Source organism: Burkholderia sp. LAS2, from assembly GCF_018417615.1.
Lineage (GTDB): Bacteria > Pseudomonadota > Gammaproteobacteria > Burkholderiales > Burkholderiaceae > Burkholderia > Burkholderia sola.
In genome coordinates, this window is the sequence record NZ_CP071052.1 from 4100078 (window position 1) to 4115909 (window position 15832).

The following is a 15832-nucleotide window of genomic DNA, read 5'->3' on the forward strand; positions in this document are numbered from 1 at the left end:
CAATTCTCCGGAAAAAACGGGGCGCGACCCGAGCCGGGCCGCGCGCACAGGCGAAAGGATAGTGGAAACCCGGCGGCGCTGCCCGCTTGCGTGTCATTGCTCCGCGTGCGGCAGGCGCCGGAATGCGACGCTCAGGTTGTTCGCCGGCATCTCGACGACCTCGATGCAGTCGAGCCCGCGATCGAGCCCGAGTGCGACGACGGTCTCGAGATCGCGCACGCCCCACGACGGGTCGCGGCTGCGCAACTGCCGGTCGAAGGCCTCGTTCGACGCCGCCGTATGGCGGCCTTCGCGACGGTACGGGCCGTACAGGAACAGCACGCCGCCCGGCCGCAGCACGCGCGACGCGCCCGCGAACAGCGCTTCCGTACAGGCCCACGGCGAGATGTGGATCATGTTGATGCAGACGATCGCGTCGAGCGCCGCGACCGGCCACGGCGTGTCGCGCACGTCGAACGCCAGCGGCCCGGCGACGTTCGCGAGGCCCGCATGCGCGACCCACGCGGCGATCGAACGCCGCGCGTGCGCGTCGGGATCACTCGGCTGCCAGTGCAGGCCCGGCAACGCCTGCGCGAAGTGAACGACGTGCTGCCCGGTGCCGCTCGCGATTTCGAGCACGCTGCCGGTCGCCGGCAGCACGCGGCGGAGCACGTCGAGGATCGGCCCGCGATTGCGTTCGGCCGCCGGCGCCGACAGCCGCGCGGACGGATCGTGAGAAGAAGCGGCGCCGGTCACGATGCACGCTCCGCAGTGTCGCTGTTGCTGTTGCGCCCGAGCCCCAGCCGCGTCACCAGTGCGTCGAGCGCGGGTGCGCAGCGCGCCTCGACCTTCAGCGTCAGCATCGGGTCGGCGCGCGTATGGCCGAGATTGAGTGCGGCAACCGGCTTGTGCTGCGCCTGCGCCCACACGCAGAACCGGTAGCCGGAATACACCATCAGCGACGAGCCGACGACGAGCAGCGCGTCGGCTGCGTCGAGCGCCTGCGACGCCAGCGCCACGCGCTCGCGCGGCACGTTCTCGCCGAAGAACACCACCGCCGGCTTCAGCAGGCCGCCGCACGCGGGGCACGCCGGGATGCGGAACGTATCGAGCGCGGCCCATTCGAGATGCGCGTCGCCGTCCGCGGCCGGCTCGGCCTGCGCGCCCAGCAGCTCGGGATTGTCGGCTTCGAGCACGGTCTGGATCGTCGCCCGCGCATGATGCGCGCTGCAGTCGAGGCAGGTCACGCCGTTGATGCCGCCATGCAGCTCGATCACGTCGTCGCTGCCCGCGCGCTGATGCAGGCCGTCGACGTTCTGCGTGACGAGACGCTCGATCCGGCCCGCGCCGCCGAGCCGCGCCAGCGCGACATGGGACCCGTTCGGCCGCGCGCGGCCGACCACGGGCCAGCCGATCATGCTGCGCGCCCAGTAGCGGCGCCGCGCGGCATCGGAGCCGAGGAATTCCTGGAGCTGGATCGGCGGCGAGCGCATCCATTGGCCGTTGCGGTCGCGGTAGCCGGGAATGCCGGAATCGGTGCTGATGCCCGCGCCGGTCAGTACGAGCAGGCGCGGATGACGCTCGACGAACGCGTGCAGCGCATCGAGCGCGGCCGGATCGACGTCGGCGATGGAGGAGTCGGGCAAGGCTGTGTCGTTCATGTTGGCAACGTGATCGGTCGCGCGGGCAGGTCGTGCGCCCGCACGGGCGGCCACGCGCGCCAGCACATGATACAGAACGCCGTGCGATCGGGCGGGCTGCCGCCGCGGCTAGCCGCGGCACGCAACAGCACGCAAAAAGACGCCCATCGCCGCTCGGCGACGGGCGCTTCAAACAATTGATCCATCGGGGTAGTGGATCAACTGACAGCACAATGTTGCGACGTCCGTCATACCGCGATCGACGGACGCTCCCCCGGACTTCACGTGTTCCGCACTGCCGCGCCCATCGGCGCGTCATCGGCTTTCCCGACCCGATCCCGTTCGTCGCGCTCGTCACGCCGATGTCATGCGCGGCGTGCAAACGCATTCGCCGCGCGACGGGGTGCGTTGCGCCATGGAATGACGATTCGGGATCCGGGCCGCGGCCATCCGCCAGCGTTCGCGGTTCATCCTGGACGGCCGACCGACATTGGTCGGACGCGCGCGTCACCCATGCACGCCGTCGTTCAGAACGAACCCGATCGTTCGGATGGAACGGAAAGCCGCTCGCTCACGTCGCCGCGATCAGCGGCGAAGCGAATACCCTGGCAGGTCGGCGATTCATGTTTGCAACACGGCATGTTGCGTTTCGGTCTTTTTTCATTCTCTTGTCCCCGTCTTCGATACATCCGACCCACTGAAGCGATTGCCGGGCCAACTGCACCTGCAATCGCGCTCACGGCGCATACAACCATGCAAGGAGCGCACCATGCTTCATGCCGCAAGGCCGCGCGGGCACATCAGGGGCCGCGGGCAGGCATCGTGCCCCGTCAGAAAGCGCGAATGTTTCGAAACTGAAACGCACCGGCGGTGGCGTCGGTATCGTCGGGTTGGCGCGTTGCAGGGCGGCCAGTCGCCTTACAATCGCCCCACGATCGGCGGCGCGCGTGCGCCCGGACTTGCCCTTTCCCGCGGCGCACCACCGCCCGACCGGAACCCGAACTCGCTGCCTGTCCGACACGAAGCACGGGCCGGATATCGACTACCGCATGCTGTTCTACGGCACCGATCGCGACAACCGCGCGTCGCAATGCGCGGCGTTCCGCCCGGGTCTCGCGTTGCGAAGCGGATAGCGCGGGGTTTGCGCCGTCCCGCTCGTGCATCGCGCAAACACGCTAGCATTCGGACACGGAGCGCCCGCATGCTTCCGCTGCCTCGCCGCCAAGGACCCGACATGACCCCACCCGCTTCCGCCCCTCCCGACGTCGCGCATCGCGTGTTCTCGTCCGGGCGGCTGTCGATCGGCCTCACGCTTCCGCTGCTTCGCGGCGGCCACATCGTCGCGGACTTCAACGAGCAACTCGAACTCGCCGCGCTGGCCGATTCGCTCGGCTTTCGCGCGCTGTGGATTCGCGACGTGCCGCTGAACAGCGCCGACTATCCGGACCCGGTCGGCCACCTCGACCCGTGGGTACTGCTCGGCGCACTGGCGTCGCGCACCCGCCGGATCGCGCTCGCCAGCGGCGCGATCGTGCTGCCGCTGCGTCATCCGCTGCATATCGCGAAAGGCGCGCTGTCGGTCGCGACGCTGTCGGGCGGGCGCTTCATCCTCGGGCTCGGCTCCGGCGACCGGCCACCCGAATATGCGGCGTTCGGCGTCGACGCGGAAACCCGGCGCGACCGCTATCGCGCGCACTGGGACGTCGTCGCGGCCGCGCTCGGCATGCCGTCGCGCGTGCTGCCCGACCAGACGCCACCCGATGCGCCCGCCTTCACGCTGCTGCCGCGCGACGGCGATGCGGTGCCGATGCTGGCGGTCGGCTCGGGCGGACAGAGCGTCGACTGGATCGCACGGCATTCGATCGGCTGGATGACGTATCACCGCGATCCGGATACGCAGCGCGCCCGCTATTCGATGTGGCGCGCGGCGGTCGAGCGGCTCGCGTCGCCGCAATTTCGCGCGTTCGGCGTATCGATGCGGCTCGATCTCGCCGCGCATCCGGATACGCCCGCCACCGCGCTGCCGCTCGGTTATGCGACCGGGCGCCGCGCGTTGGTCGATATCCTGCGGGACATGCGCGCGGCCGGGACGCACCATGTCACGCTGAATCCGGGATCGGACCGGCCGGTGCGCGACGTCGTCGAGGAAATCGCCGAGCATGTGTTGCCGGTCTTTCACGACGAACAAGCGTGATTCATCAGGAATCCAAATTCACATGATGCGACGCGAGCGCTGATCGTGGCCGGGCGAATGCTCCCGCAACGGCGCATCGCTGACAGGAATCGGCAACGGCGCGTTACAGACGCCTTACGACCGGGCCAACATGACGTTCCTGTCGATATCGGACGGTCGACCGTCCGTATCCGGCACACGGCTTGCCGGCATGTGCCGCCGACGCCCGTGCCGGCGCCTTCATGCCCGATTCAACTCGTCGACGACGGAACTATTCGGTTTCGATCGCGATCATGTTAACTTCCGTCCATCGTTCAGCCTGGCGGGCCGCGTGACGAGACGCACCCGCACGCCCATTCCATGCGACATATCCTCCTCGGCTGGCTGCTCGCCGCCGTCGTCTCGGCCGCTCACGCGGCCCCCCCCCAAACCCCCCCCCCCCACACCCCCCCCCGCCACCCCCCCGCCCCCCCCCCCCCCCCCCGGCGCCCCCCCCCCCCCCCCCCCCCGCGCCCGCACCGGCCGCCGCGTCGGCCGCCTCCGGCGCCGCGCCCGCACTGACGCCGCAAGAGGCGCGGCAGGCACTGAATGTGCTCGAAAACCCGCGCGAGCGTGCGCAGGTCGAAACGACGCTGCGCGCGATCGCGGCCGTCGGCGCGTTGAGCGCACCCGCCGTGCCGGCAAGCGCGGCGCCGGCAGCCAGCGGCGCATCGGCTGCCGCGGCGCCGGCCGCGCTCACGTCGAACGGGCTCGCCTCGATGCTCGTCCGTCAGGGCTCGCGATGGGCCGCGCAGATCGGCAACGCGCTGCAGGAGTCGCTGCGCTCGCTGCTCGATATCGGTTCGGTGGGAAGCTGGTGGCGCGACAAGCTCGTGCGCGCCGACGAGCGTGCGAACCTGACGCGCACGCTCGGCATCCTCCTCGCGGTGCTGCTGCCTGCGCTCGTCGTCGAATGGCTCGCGAAGCGGCTGCTGCGACGCGCACTGGCCGCGGTGGCCGCGCGCCGCGCGGCGCCCGATGCCGCCGCATCGGACGAGGACCACGCGCCCCCGCCGTCGCAAAGCCGAGGCCACGCCCGCCGGCACACCACGCTGCTGAACCGGATGCCGCGCGCACTCATCAGTCTCGCGCTGCGCGCGGTACCGCTGCTCGTGTTCGTCGGCGTCGCGAGCCTGACGATGTCGTTGCTCGTCGAAGCCGACACGCCGATCGAAGCCGCGCTCGAAGCGTTGATCGACACCTACGTGATCTGCCGGCTCGTCACGATCGTCAGCCGGCTGTTCTTCCAGCCCGACGCGCGGCAGTTGCGGCTGCTGCATATCAGCGACGCATGGGCCGCGTTCGCGCAACGCTCGATCGCGCGGATCGTGATCGCGGTCGGTGCATGCACGGCGGCCGTCGAGATCGCCGCGAACTTCGGCCTGACCGAAGCCGGCCATGTCGCGCTGCTGAAGGCCGTCGCGCTCGTCGGGCACGTGATGATCTCGGTGCTGATCCTGCAGTGCCGCCGGCCGGTCGCGGCACGCATCCGCGCCGCCGGCGCGGATCGTCCGACCTTCACCGTCGTCGGCAACGCGCTCGCGGACGCGTGGGCGCCCGTATCGGTCTTCATCGTGATGGCGCTGTGGTTCGTGTGGGCGCTCGACGTCCACAACGGCTACCGCGTACTGATCGCGCTCGGCGGCCGGTCAATCGCCGTGATGATCGCGATGCGGATGGTGTCGATCGTCGTGTTCGGTGCGCTCGCGCGGCTGTTCCAGCGCCGCGACGACGATCGCACGCTCGTTCATCTGCACGCATACCGCTACTACCCGCTGCTGCGCCAGATCGTGTCGGGCGCGATCGGCGTCGTGACCGTCGTGCTGCTACTGCAGATCTGGGGCGTGCCGATCTTCCGCGCATTCGAGACGGGCACGATCGGCCACCGGCTCGCGTCCGCGCTGGTGACGATCGCGATCGCGGCGATCGTCGCGCTCGTCGTGTGGGAAGCGGCCAACATCGCGATCGAGCGCCGGCTGCAACGCTGGACGCGCGAAGGCAACCTGGTGCGCGCCGCGCGGCTGCGCACGCTGCTGCCGATGCTGCGCTCGCTGCTGTTCGTGATGATCGCGCTCGTCGTCGTGCTGACGGGCCTCAGCGAACTCGGCGTAAACGTCGGCCCGCTGCTGGCCGGCGCCAGCATCTTCGGCGTCGCGCTCGGTTTCGGCTCGCAGAAGCTCGTGCAGGATTTCATCACCGGGATCTTCCTGCTGATGGAAAACGCGATGCAGGTCGGCGACTGGGTCACGCTCGCCGGCGTGTCGGGGACGGTCGAATACCTGTCGATCCGCACCGTGCGGCTGCGCGCCGGCGACGGGTCGCTGTACACGATTCCGTTCAGCTCGGTGACGACCGTCAACAACACGAATCGCGGGCTCGGCAACGCGGCCGTCAAGGTCAGCATCGCGTACGGCGAGGACGTCGAGCGCGCGATCGCGACGCTGAAGGAAATCGGCGCCGCGTTGCGCGACGATCCGAAGTACCACGACGGCATCCTGTCGGACTTCAGCTACTGGGGCATCGACCAGGTCGACGGCGCGGCGCTCGCGCTGGCCGGTCAGATCCAGTGCACGGACTCGGCGCGCTGGAGCGTGCAGCGCGAATTCAACCGGCGGATCGCGGAGACGTTCCTCGAACGCGGGATTCGGATCGCCAATCCGCAGCGCAGCGTCGTGGCCTATGCGGACGGGTCGCGACCCGTCGGCAGCGATGACAACGACGCGCGCCCAGACGCGCAGAATACCGCCGAACCGTCGGCCCGGCCGCCGTCGCCCGACGCAGCGGAGCGCAAGCCGGGATGATCGCGATCGCCCGGGGCCGGTGACCGGCGGCGCTCAACGCGCGGCGGGCTTCTTCACGCGCGCCGTGCTTTTCGCGGCGGGCGGTGCGGCCCCCGGCTTCGCCGCACGTCGTTTCGCCGCGGCACCCTGCCCGCGCTTCGCGGCGGTTTCCGGACCAGCGGCCCCCGCATCGCGCTGCGCATGCCATTGCTCGAGCAGCACGCGCGTCTGGTCGGCAATCGTGTCGGTCACCAACGCCGCGCGTTCGCCCTCGAACGCGTCCCATTCGAGCAACTGCAGCGCCGAACGCTGCGCGATGTGGAACACCGTGATCTGCCCGAACAGGCTCAGCGCGCGCAACCGCGTGACGGGATCGTCGGCCGGCCGCCCCGAGATGCGGCCGATCAGCTCCGCGCTCACGTCGTTCAGCGGCTTGCGCATGCGCTTCATCAGGATTTCGCTCGCGCTCGCCGGTTCCTGGCCGCCTTGCTCGCGCGCGAAGAACATCCGCTGGTTCATCGTCTTCGGCGCGGTGAACATTCGGTCCGACAGCGCCCGCAGCAGCCCGATGAACGCATCGATCAGCGCATCGACGCTCGCGTGGGCGTCGAGCATCGCACGCGCATGGCCGACCGCCGGCGCGAACACCTGCCAGCCGTGCTCGGCGATCGTCTCGACGCACGCGCGGTACACGCCTTCCTTGTTCTCGAAGTAGTACTGGAGCGCCGGCGCGTTCACGCCCGCCATCGCGGCGATCTCGCGCGTCGACGCGCCCGCGAACCCGCGTTCGCCGAACAGTTCGATCGCCGCCTCGATGATCCGCTGGCGCGTTTCGTCGCCGCGCGCGTAGCCGCCCGCCGACGTGCGGCGCAGCTTCTTCGCTTCGTTCATGCCTTCCTCGTCATTCGCTCGATCGACATTCTACTTGACACAATTTTATCAACTGGAATAATTCTTCCACTTGGAATAAATTGGATCCCGCATGTCGACGCCACAAGACCCGCCACAGAAAGCAGATCGTCAGGAAAACGGAACAAAACCTCGCACCGGCAACGGCGGAACGAGGCGGCGCGTCCTGCTCGCGGTCGCCGTGCTCGCGACTGTCGGCGGCGCGGTGTGGCTCGGCCGCTGGTGGACGGTCGGCCGCTTCATCGAAAGCACCAACGACGCGTACCTGCAGGCGGACAGCATGACCGCCGCACCGAAGGTCGCCGGCTACGTGACCGACGTCTACGTGCGCGACAACCAGCCCGTGAAGGCCGGCGATCCGCTCGTGCGGCTCGATGTCCGCCAGTACCAGGTGGCGCTCGCGCAAGCGCAGGCGACCGTCGACGCCCGTCGCGCCGATATCGCGCGCGCCGAGGCCGACATCAGCCAGCAGCGCGCGAATCTCGACCAGGCCGACGCGCAGGCGAAGGTGTCGCGCATCAACGCGCAGCATGCGAGCGACGAATACACGCGCTATGCGCCGCTCGCGGCGACCGGCGCCGAAACGCACGAACGCGTGGCAGACCTGAAGAGCACGCGCGACCAGGCGGCGGCGACGCTCGCCGCGAACAACGCGTCCATCGCCGCCGCCCGCACGCAGATCGCGTCGTTCACCGCGCAACTCCAGCAGGCGCGCGCGCAGCTCGAGGCCGCGCAGGCCAGCGCCGCGCAGGCGCAGCTCGACCTCGACAATACGATCGTGCGCAGCACGCTCGCGGGCCGCGTCGGCGACCGGACGGTGCGCGTCGGCCAATACGTACAGCCCGGCACGCGGCTGCTGACCGTCGTGCCGGTCGATTCGATCTATCTCGTCGCGAATTTCAAGGAAACGCAGATCGGCAACATGCGCATCGGCCAGCCCGTCGAGCTGCACGTCGACGCGCTGCCGGACGGCCCGCTGTCCGGTGTCGTCGACAGCTTCGCGCCCGGCACCGGCGCGCAGTTCGCGCTGCTGCCGCCGGAGAACGCGACCGGCAACTTCACGAAGATCGTCCAGCGCGTGCCGGTGCGCATCCGCCTCGCCGCGAACGCTCGCGTGCAACGCATGCTGTTGCCCGGGCTGTCGGTGACGGTCGACGTCGATACGCGCTCGGTGCGCGACGAGCAGCATCATGGCTGATACGCCCGCCACGATACCCATGCCGCCGCACGAAGGCCGCGCGAGCGTGACCGACTGGATCGCGGTCGCGGCCGGCGCGCTCGGCGCGCTGATGGCGACGCTCGACATCTCGATCACGAATTCCGCGCTGCCGCAGATCCAGGGCGAAATCGGCGCGACCGGCACCGAAGGCACGTGGATCTCGACCGGCTACCTGATGTCGGAAATCGTGATGATCCCCCTCGCCGCGTGGCTCACGCGCGTGTTCGGGCTGCGCAATTTCCTGCTGACGAACTCCGCGCTGTTCATCGCGTTCTCGATGATGTGCGGCTGGTCGCATTCGCTGCCGATGATGATCGCCGGCCGGATCGGCCAGGGCTTCACCGGCGGCGCGCTGATCCCGACCGCGCAGACGATCATCCGCACCCGCCTGCCGCTGTCGCAGTTGCCGGTCGGGATGACGCTGTTCGGCCTGATCGTGCTGCTCGGGCCGCTGTTCGGTCCGGTGCTCGGCGGCTGGCTCGCGGAAAACGTGAACTGGAGCTGGTGCTTCTTCCTGAACCTGCCCGTGTGCCTGCTGCTGATGGCGCTGCTGGTGTTCGGCCTGCCGTCGGACCGCCCGCAATGGAGCGCGTTCTTCAACGCGGACTGGCTCGGCATCCTCGGCCTCGCGATCGGCCTGAGCTCGCTGACCGTCGTGCTCGAGGAAGGTCAGCGCGAACGCTGGTTCGAATCGCAGATGATCGTCACGCTAAGCGTCGTGTCGTTCGTCGGGATGGTCCTGATCGCGCTGTCGCAGCGCTTCGCGAAGCGGCCGATCATGCGGCTGTCGCTGATGCGCAACCCGCGTTACGCGAGCGTGATCGTGATCGTGTCCGCGGTGGGCGCCGGGCTGTACGGCGTGTCCTACCTGCTGCCGCAGTTCCTCGCGATCGTCGCCGGCTACAACGCGGAACAGGCCGGCGCGATCATGCTCCTGTCGGGGCTGCCGGCCTTTCTGGTGATGCCGATCCTGCCGCGCCTGCTCGGCAAGGTCGATTTCCGCATCCTCGTGATCACCGGGCTGCTGCTGTTCTGCCTGAGCTGCATGCTCGACATCAGCCTGACCGCGCAGAGCGTCGGCCACGATTTCGTGTGGTCGCAACTGATTCGCGGCCTCGCGCAGATGCTCGCGATGATGCCGCTCAACCAGGCGTCGATGGCGGCCGTCGCGCGCGAAGACTCGGGCGACGCGGCCGGGCTCTACAACATGGCGCGCAATCTCGGCGGCTCGATCGGGCTCGCGATCATCGGCACCGTGATCGACCGCCGCACGACCTTCCATACGGCCGTGCTGCGCGAATCGGTGAGCGCGAACTCGCTGATCGGTCAGGATCGCCTGTCGGCCTATGCGGCCAACTGGTTCGCGCACACCGGCGATCTCGCGTATTCGAACATGCGCGCGCTCGGCCAGTTCGCGCGGCAGATCCAGATCCAGGCCGTCGTCATGACCTATTCAGAAACCTTCTATCTGCTGGGCCTCGCGCTGCTCGCCTGCGTGCCGCTCGCGCTGCTGCTGAGAACGCCGCCGCGCGGCCCGCAACCGATGTCGTCCGGCCATTGACCCGTCATTCGCGATGAAATCCTTCTCCCTGCCCCGCCGCCCCGTGCTCACCCTGTGCGCGGCCGCGTGCCTGCTCGCCGGCTGCACGGTCGGCCCCGACTATCGCGGCGCGCCCGCCGCGCCGGATGCGCCGACCTTCGTGCGTGCGCCGGCCACCGGCATCGACACCGCCGTGCCCGCGCCGAGCGCGTGGTGGCACGCGTTGAACGATCGCCAGCTCGACGAGCTGATCGTTGCCGCGCTCGTGTACAACCCCGATCTGCATGCCGCGCAAGCGCGCTTGCGCGCGGCGCGCGCGCAGCTCTCGCAACAGCGCGCCGCGCAGATGCCGAAATCGTCGGCCACCGTCGCGGCCATCCGCATGCGCGAACCGGACGTCGGCGCGCTCGGCTCGCTGCTGCCGTCGAACGGCTCGGAACAATCGGGCGGCACGTCGCCGTCGCTCGGCGGCGCGGGCCCGCTGCAACTCTATTCGGCGGGCTTCGACGCGACGTGGGAAATCGACCTGTTCGGCGGCACGCGCCGCGCGGTCGAAGCCGCGTCCGCGCAAGCCGAGGCCGTCGATGCCGATCTCGCCGACACGCAGGTGTCGATCGCGGCCGAAGTCGCGAATGCGTACGTCGACCTGCGCGACCAGCAGCAACGGCTTGCGTTGTCGCGGCGCACCGCGCAATTGCAGCAGCAGATGCTCGAACTCACGCGGCAGCGGCGCGCGCGCGGCGTCGCGGCCGATGCGGACATCGAGCGGCTGACCACGCAGGTCGAGAACACCCGCGCGTCGTTGATCCCGCTCGATGCCCAGGTGACCGAATCGCTCGACCGGCTCGCGATCCTGACGGGCCGCGCGCCGGGCGCGCTGGACGCCGCGCTGTCGACTCTGGACGCCGCATTGCCGACGCTGCCCGGCAGCGTCGCGATCGGCGATCCGGCCACGCTGCTGAAACAGCGCCCCGACATCCGCGCGGCCGAACGCCGGCTCGCATCGAGCAATGCGCAGATCGGCGAACACGTCGCCGACTATTTCCCGAAGGTGACGTTGCTCGGCGATCTCGGCTTCAGCGCGACCGACCCCGGCCATTTGTTCCGCAAGCAGAATTTCACCTGGGTGGGCGCACCATACCTGCAATGGAACATTCTCGATTTCGGGCGTACGCGCGGCGCGGTGCGCGCAGCCGAAGCGTCGCGCGACGAAGCGGAAGCGAATTATCAGAAGGCCGTGCTCGGTGCGTTGCAGGACGCCAATACCGCACTGCAGCGTTACGGGCATCAGCGCGAGCACGTCGTCGCATTGACGAAGGTGCGGACGTCGGCCGTGCATTCGCGCACGCTGATGGACCAGCGCTATCGCGCGGGCGTCGCGTCGATGATCGACCTGCTCGATACGCAACGCGAAGCGCTGTCCGCGCAGCAAAACGTGATCGCCGGGCAGGCCGAACTGATCAAGGACTATGTGTCGGTGCAGAAGAGCCTCGGGCTCGGATGGCAGGCAAGCGCCGGTTGACTGCGCGGCCGAAAATCATGCGCGGCCGATACATCATCCTCATCGAAACAATCCGGCAATAACTCATTGCGCGCGCAACAATAGGGCTTGGTTTCTTGCGCAACAAACAGGCTCGCACCGCATCGCCCCACGGCTATCGAAAACATATCGAATATCAATTAGCCAATCGTCTGACGATCTCTTCTAATTCAGTCGGCTTCCCCACCACCGATCGGATTCAAGGAGTTCCATCGTCATGTCCTCATCTTCCCATCGCGTGCTGCGGCACGCAGTCGCCGCGATCTGCGTCGCACTCTCCGCCTCTCCGTACGCCGCCGAACTCACGCGCGACACCGGCGCGCCCGTCGGCGACAACCAGAATTCGCAAACGGCCGGCCCGGCCGGCCCGGTACTGCTGCAGGACTCCGCGCTGATCGAGAAACTGCAGCGCTTCGATCGCGAACGCATTCCGGAACGCGTCGTGCATGCGCGCGGCACCGGCGCGTTCGGCGAGTTCGTGCCGAGCGCCGACATTTCCGACCTGACGAAAGCGAAAGTCTTCACGCCGGGCACCCGCACGCCGGTGTTCGTGCGCTTCTCCACCGTGATGGGCTATCGCGGCTCGCCGGAGCAGGCGCGCGACCCGCGCGGCTTCGCGGTGAAGTTCTATACGCAGCAGGGCAACTGGGACATGGTCGGCATCAACTGGCCGGTGTTCTTCATTCGCGACGGCATCAAGTTCCCCGACTTCGTGCACGCGAACAAACCGAGCGCCGTGACCGGCGTGCAGGACCCGAACCTCGCGTTCGACTTCTTCGCGCACACGCCCGAAGCGACCCACATGCTGACGCGGCTGTACACGGACGAAGGCATGCCCGATTCGTATCGCCGCATGGACGGCTTCGCGGTGCATGCATTCAAGTTCGTCAATGCGCAAGGCGACGTGCATTACGTGAAGTTCCACTGGAAGAGCCAGCAAGGCGTGCACGGCCTGCGCCCGCAAGAAATCGCCGCATCGATCGGTCGCGACTGGAACCTGATGACGAACGATCTGTACGGCGCGCTGAAACAGGGCGATTTCCCGAAGTGGGACCTGTACGTGCAGGTGCTCACGCCGAAGGACCTGAACCGCTTCGACTTCGACGCACTCGACGACACGAAGGTGTGGACCGGCGTACCTGAACGCAAGATCGGCACGATGACGCTCAACCGCGTGCCCGACAACTACTTCCAGTCGACCGAGGAATCGGCGTTCGCACCGTCGCGGCTCGTGCCGGGGATCGAACCGTCCGAAGACCGGATGCTGCAGGATCGCCTGTTCGCGTACGCCGACACGCAGCTGTACCGGCTCGGCGCGAACTACATGGATCTGCCGATCAACCGCCCGGTCGTGCCGGTCGTCAACAACAACCAGGACGGCAAGATGAATGCCGGCGACCGCAAGGGCGAGGTCAATTACGAACCGTCGACGCTGAACGAACTCGCGCAGGATCCGCAGTACAAGTCGGTCCGCATGGCGCTGAGCGGCACGACTCAGCAGGAAGCGATCCGCAAGAAGCTGCCGTTCCGTCAGGCGGGCGAGTACTACCGCAGCCTGTCGCAGCAGGACAAGGACGACCTCGTCACCGCACTGTCCGGCGATCTCGGCCAGGTGAAGAACGCGCAGAACCAGTACGCGATGCTGTCGTACTTCTACAAGGCCGACGCCGATTACGGCACGCGTCTCGCGCAGGCCGTTCACGCGAACGTCCAGCAAGTGCAGTCGCTCGCAGCGAAGCTGAGCGACAACTGATCCCTCGCGGCTCCGGTCGCTGCCGACGTGTGCGCTCGCGCCGCCCACGTCGGCCCGACCACTTCATCAGGACACTCTCATGCGATCCGAACGCTTCCCCCACACGATCCGTGCGGCCGCGGCGGCGCTCGCGCTGGCCGCGCTCGCCGGCTGCGCGCACCTGCCCGACCAGCCGACGTACGGCAAGGCCGACCCTGCCGCGCTGCGCCGTTATGACGGCGACTGGTTCGACGCCGCGCGCGTCGGCCGCGTCGATATCCTGCGCGCGTTGCACGACGCCGGCTATCCGGTCGACGCGACCGACAGCCACGGCTATACGGCCGTGATCCTCGCGTCGTACGACGGCCAGCCCGCGGCGCTCGACTACCTGTTGTCGGCGGGCGCCGATGCGTGCGCCGGCGATCGTCACGGCAACACCGCACTAATGGGTGCGCTGTTCAAGAACGAACCCGACATCGCGCGACGCCTGATCGACACGCGCTGCCCGATCGACCAGACGAACGGCGCCGGCGAAACCGCGCTGGGGTTCGCGACGCTGTTCAACCGCTTCGAGCTGATTCCGCTGCTCGTCGCGCATGGCGCGAATCCGAACCATGTCGACCGGCGCGGCCAGTCGCTGCTTCAGCTCGCGCTGACGCACGACAACATGTATGCCGCGGACGCACTGCGGAAGGCCGGCGCAAAACAGTAGCGCGACTACGCGTCAAATGGCGCGACCCATTCGCTGACCTCCATCCGCGTCGCCATCACGCGATGCCCACGCCCTGTCGCGCACGTGTGCGCCCAGCGGTCCCGTCGTCGCCAGCCAGCGCAGACGCACCGCCTCGTCGGCCAGTCCGCCCGGCCGCCCTGCCGGCTCGATCTTTAAACACCAACGCGAGCCGACGCGCGCATCGAGCCGAAACACCGCGCGCATGAACACCGCGCCGCCCCCTGTTCGTCCGGGCGTTCCGCTTCGGCTCCCCCTCTTTTCGGCGCCTTTCGCCGCCTCCATCGAATCTCCATCTTTCCGCATCAAAGCCCCCAACTAATCCAAGCACACTCCGCCCCGTCAAAGCAGGCAGTGGGCTGCCTGCGCTTCCTGGAGTCGCTATGAAGAATCAGAAACGATGCTGCCACGGCGCCGTATGCGCGCTGGTGGCGGCGATGCTGGTGGGTTGCGGGCCGGCCGAGCAGCAGGCCGCAGCACCGGCCACTCCGGTCGCGGCCATGACCGTGACCGCCATGCGCGTCGACGTGACCGAAGACCTGCCGGGCCGCGTCGCGGCCGTGCGGGTGGCCGAGATCCGGCCGCAGGTGAGCGGCATCGTGCAGCGCAGGCTGTTCGAACAAGGCACCGAAGTGCGCGTGGGCCAGCCGCTGTTCCAGATCAATCCGGCGCCGTTCAAGGCCGAGACGGATACCGCCGCCGCGTCGCTGCAGCGGGCACAGGCCGCGCTCGAACGCGCGAAGGTGCAGACCGCACGCTTCAAGCCGCTCGTCGAGGCCGATGCGATCAGCCGCCAAGTGTACGACGACGCCGTATCGCAACGCGACCAGGCCGCGGCCGACGTCGCGCAGGCCCGCGCGACGCTCGCGCGCCGCCAGCTCGACCTGAAGTTCGCGACCGTGGAAGCGCCGATCGCCGGCCGCATCGACCAGGCGCTCGTGACCGAAGGCGCGCTGGTGTCGAGCGGCGACAGCCAGCCGATGGCGCGCATCCAGCAGATCGACCAGGTGTACGTGGACGTGCGCCAGCCGGCCGCGTCGCTCGAAGCGCTGCGCGGCGCGCTCGCGTCGCAGCCGCAAGCGTCGGACCGCAACGGCCTGCCGGTCGACGTGCTGCGCGACGACGACACCCGCTACGACGTGAAGGGCCGCATGCTGTTCTCGGGCGTCAACGTCGATCCGGGCACCGGCGACGTGCTGCTGCGCGTGCTGGTCGACAACCCGAAGCGCCAGTTGCTGCCGGGCATGTACGTGCGTGCCCGGATTCCGCGCGCGCACTACGCGAACGCGGTGATGGTGCCGCAGCAGGCCATCGTGCGCGCCGGCGGCAAGCCGCAGGTGTGGGTGCTCGACACAAAGGGCATCGCGCACCTGAAGGCGGTCGAGGTCGGCGAACTGACGAACCGCAGCTACCGCATCAAGTCGGGCCTGCAGGCCGGCCAGAAGATCGTCGTCGAAGGCATGGAACGCCTGACCGACGGCGCGCCGGCGGCCGCGACCGACTGGAAGTCGCCTGACGCGGCCGCCACCGCGTCCGCGCACTGAGTCACGA

The 15832-nt window shown here is 68.7% G+C and carries 10 protein-coding genes and 1 pseudogene; 8 read left to right on the forward strand and 3 right to left on the reverse strand.

Annotated features, from left to right (window positions below; translation table 11 throughout):
- Positions 1-93 precede the first annotated feature (93 nt).
- Together JYG37_RS18860 and JYG37_RS18865 are read right to left on the reverse strand one after the other, a co-directional pair.
- Positions 94-735: a DUF938 domain-containing protein gene (locus JYG37_RS18860; RefSeq protein WP_050011311.1), complete on the reverse strand. Its 642-nt coding sequence runs from the start codon at positions 733-735 to the stop codon at positions 94-96.
- Positions 732-1640: an NAD-dependent protein deacetylase gene (locus tag JYG37_RS18865; protein ID WP_089489150.1), complete on the reverse strand. Its 909-nt coding sequence runs from the start codon at positions 1638-1640 to the stop codon at positions 732-734. Before JYG37_RS18865 ends, JYG37_RS18860 begins: the two co-directional genes overlap by 4 nt.
- Before the next feature lie 1213 nt (positions 1641-2853).
- Between JYG37_RS18865 and JYG37_RS18870 the strand changes: the two genes are divergently transcribed.
- Both JYG37_RS18870 and JYG37_RS18875 read left to right on the forward strand, forming a co-directional pair.
- Complete coding sequence (locus JYG37_RS18870) at positions 2854-3813, forward strand: LLM class oxidoreductase (RefSeq protein ID WP_050011313.1); 960 nt, start codon at positions 2854-2856, stop codon at positions 3811-3813.
- Between the two features lie 339 nt (positions 3814-4152).
- Positions 4153-6632, forward strand: a pseudogene (locus tag JYG37_RS18875) (mechanosensitive ion channel domain-containing protein).
- Between the two features lie 33 nt (positions 6633-6665).
- Here the strand turns inward: JYG37_RS18875 and JYG37_RS18880 are convergent.
- Positions 6666-7502: a CerR family C-terminal domain-containing protein gene (locus JYG37_RS18880; RefSeq protein WP_050011315.1), complete on the reverse strand. Its 837-nt coding sequence runs from the start codon at positions 7500-7502 to the stop codon at positions 6666-6668.
- A gap of 91 nt (positions 7503-7593) precedes the next feature.
- On the opposite strand from JYG37_RS18880, the gene JYG37_RS18885 reads away from it, so the two are divergent.
- The 6 genes from JYG37_RS18885 (at position 7594) to JYG37_RS18910 (ending at position 15825) form a co-directional block, all read left to right on the forward strand.
- Positions 7594-8718 (forward strand): HlyD family secretion protein, encoded by a 1125-nt coding sequence (locus JYG37_RS18885; protein WP_213345710.1) that lies wholly within the window; start codon positions 7594-7596, stop codon positions 8716-8718.
- Positions 8711-10300 (forward strand): MDR family MFS transporter, encoded by a 1590-nt coding sequence (locus JYG37_RS18890; protein WP_050011317.1) that lies wholly within the window; start codon positions 8711-8713, stop codon positions 10298-10300. The genes JYG37_RS18885 and JYG37_RS18890 overlap by 8 nt, the downstream gene beginning before the upstream one ends.
- A gap of 13 nt (positions 10301-10313) precedes the next feature.
- Positions 10314-11801 carry an efflux transporter outer membrane subunit gene (locus tag JYG37_RS18895; protein ID WP_213345711.1) on the forward strand — a complete coding sequence of 496 codons (1488 nt, stop codon included), beginning with the start codon at positions 10314-10316 and terminating at the stop codon, positions 11799-11801.
- Between the two features lie 235 nt (positions 11802-12036).
- Positions 12037-13572 (forward strand): catalase, encoded by a 1536-nt coding sequence (locus JYG37_RS18900; protein ID WP_050011319.1) that lies wholly within the window; start codon positions 12037-12039, stop codon positions 13570-13572.
- A gap of 79 nt (positions 13573-13651) precedes the next feature.
- Positions 13652-14263, forward strand: coding sequence for an ankyrin repeat domain-containing protein (locus JYG37_RS18905; RefSeq protein WP_213345712.1), 612 nt, complete (start codon positions 13652-13654; stop codon positions 14261-14263).
- A gap of 401 nt (positions 14264-14664) precedes the next feature.
- Positions 14665-15825 (forward strand): efflux RND transporter periplasmic adaptor subunit, encoded by a 1161-nt coding sequence (locus tag JYG37_RS18910; protein ID WP_213345713.1) that lies wholly within the window; start codon positions 14665-14667, stop codon positions 15823-15825.
- Positions 15826-15832: the final 7 nt, after the last annotated feature.

What these genes read in the sequence shown, in the direction of transcription:
- JYG37_RS18865 (WP_089489150.1), bottom strand. Translation starts at nt 1,640, where the DNA reads ATGAACGACACAGCCTTGCCCGACTCCTCCATCGCCGACGTCGATCCG.
- JYG37_RS18870 (WP_050011313.1), top strand. Translation starts at nt 2,854, where the DNA reads ATGACCCCACCCGCTTCCGCCCCTCCCGACGTCGCGCATCGCGTGTTC.
- JYG37_RS18880 (WP_050011315.1), bottom strand. Translation starts at nt 7,502, where the DNA reads ATGAACGAAGCGAAGAAGCTGCGCCGCACGTCGGCGGGCGGCTACGCG.
- JYG37_RS18885 (WP_213345710.1), top strand. Translation starts at nt 7,594, where the DNA reads ATGTCGACGCCACAAGACCCGCCACAGAAAGCAGATCGTCAGGAAAAC.
- JYG37_RS18890 (WP_050011317.1), top strand. Translation starts at nt 8,711, where the DNA reads ATGGCTGATACGCCCGCCACGATACCCATGCCGCCGCACGAAGGCCGC.
- JYG37_RS18895 (WP_213345711.1), top strand. Translation starts at nt 10,314, where the DNA reads ATGAAATCCTTCTCCCTGCCCCGCCGCCCCGTGCTCACCCTGTGCGCG.
- JYG37_RS18900 (WP_050011319.1), top strand. Translation starts at nt 12,037, where the DNA reads ATGTCCTCATCTTCCCATCGCGTGCTGCGGCACGCAGTCGCCGCGATC.
- JYG37_RS18905 (WP_213345712.1), top strand. Translation starts at nt 13,652, where the DNA reads ATGCGATCCGAACGCTTCCCCCACACGATCCGTGCGGCCGCGGCGGCG.
- JYG37_RS18910 (WP_213345713.1), top strand. Translation starts at nt 14,665, where the DNA reads ATGAAGAATCAGAAACGATGCTGCCACGGCGCCGTATGCGCGCTGGTG.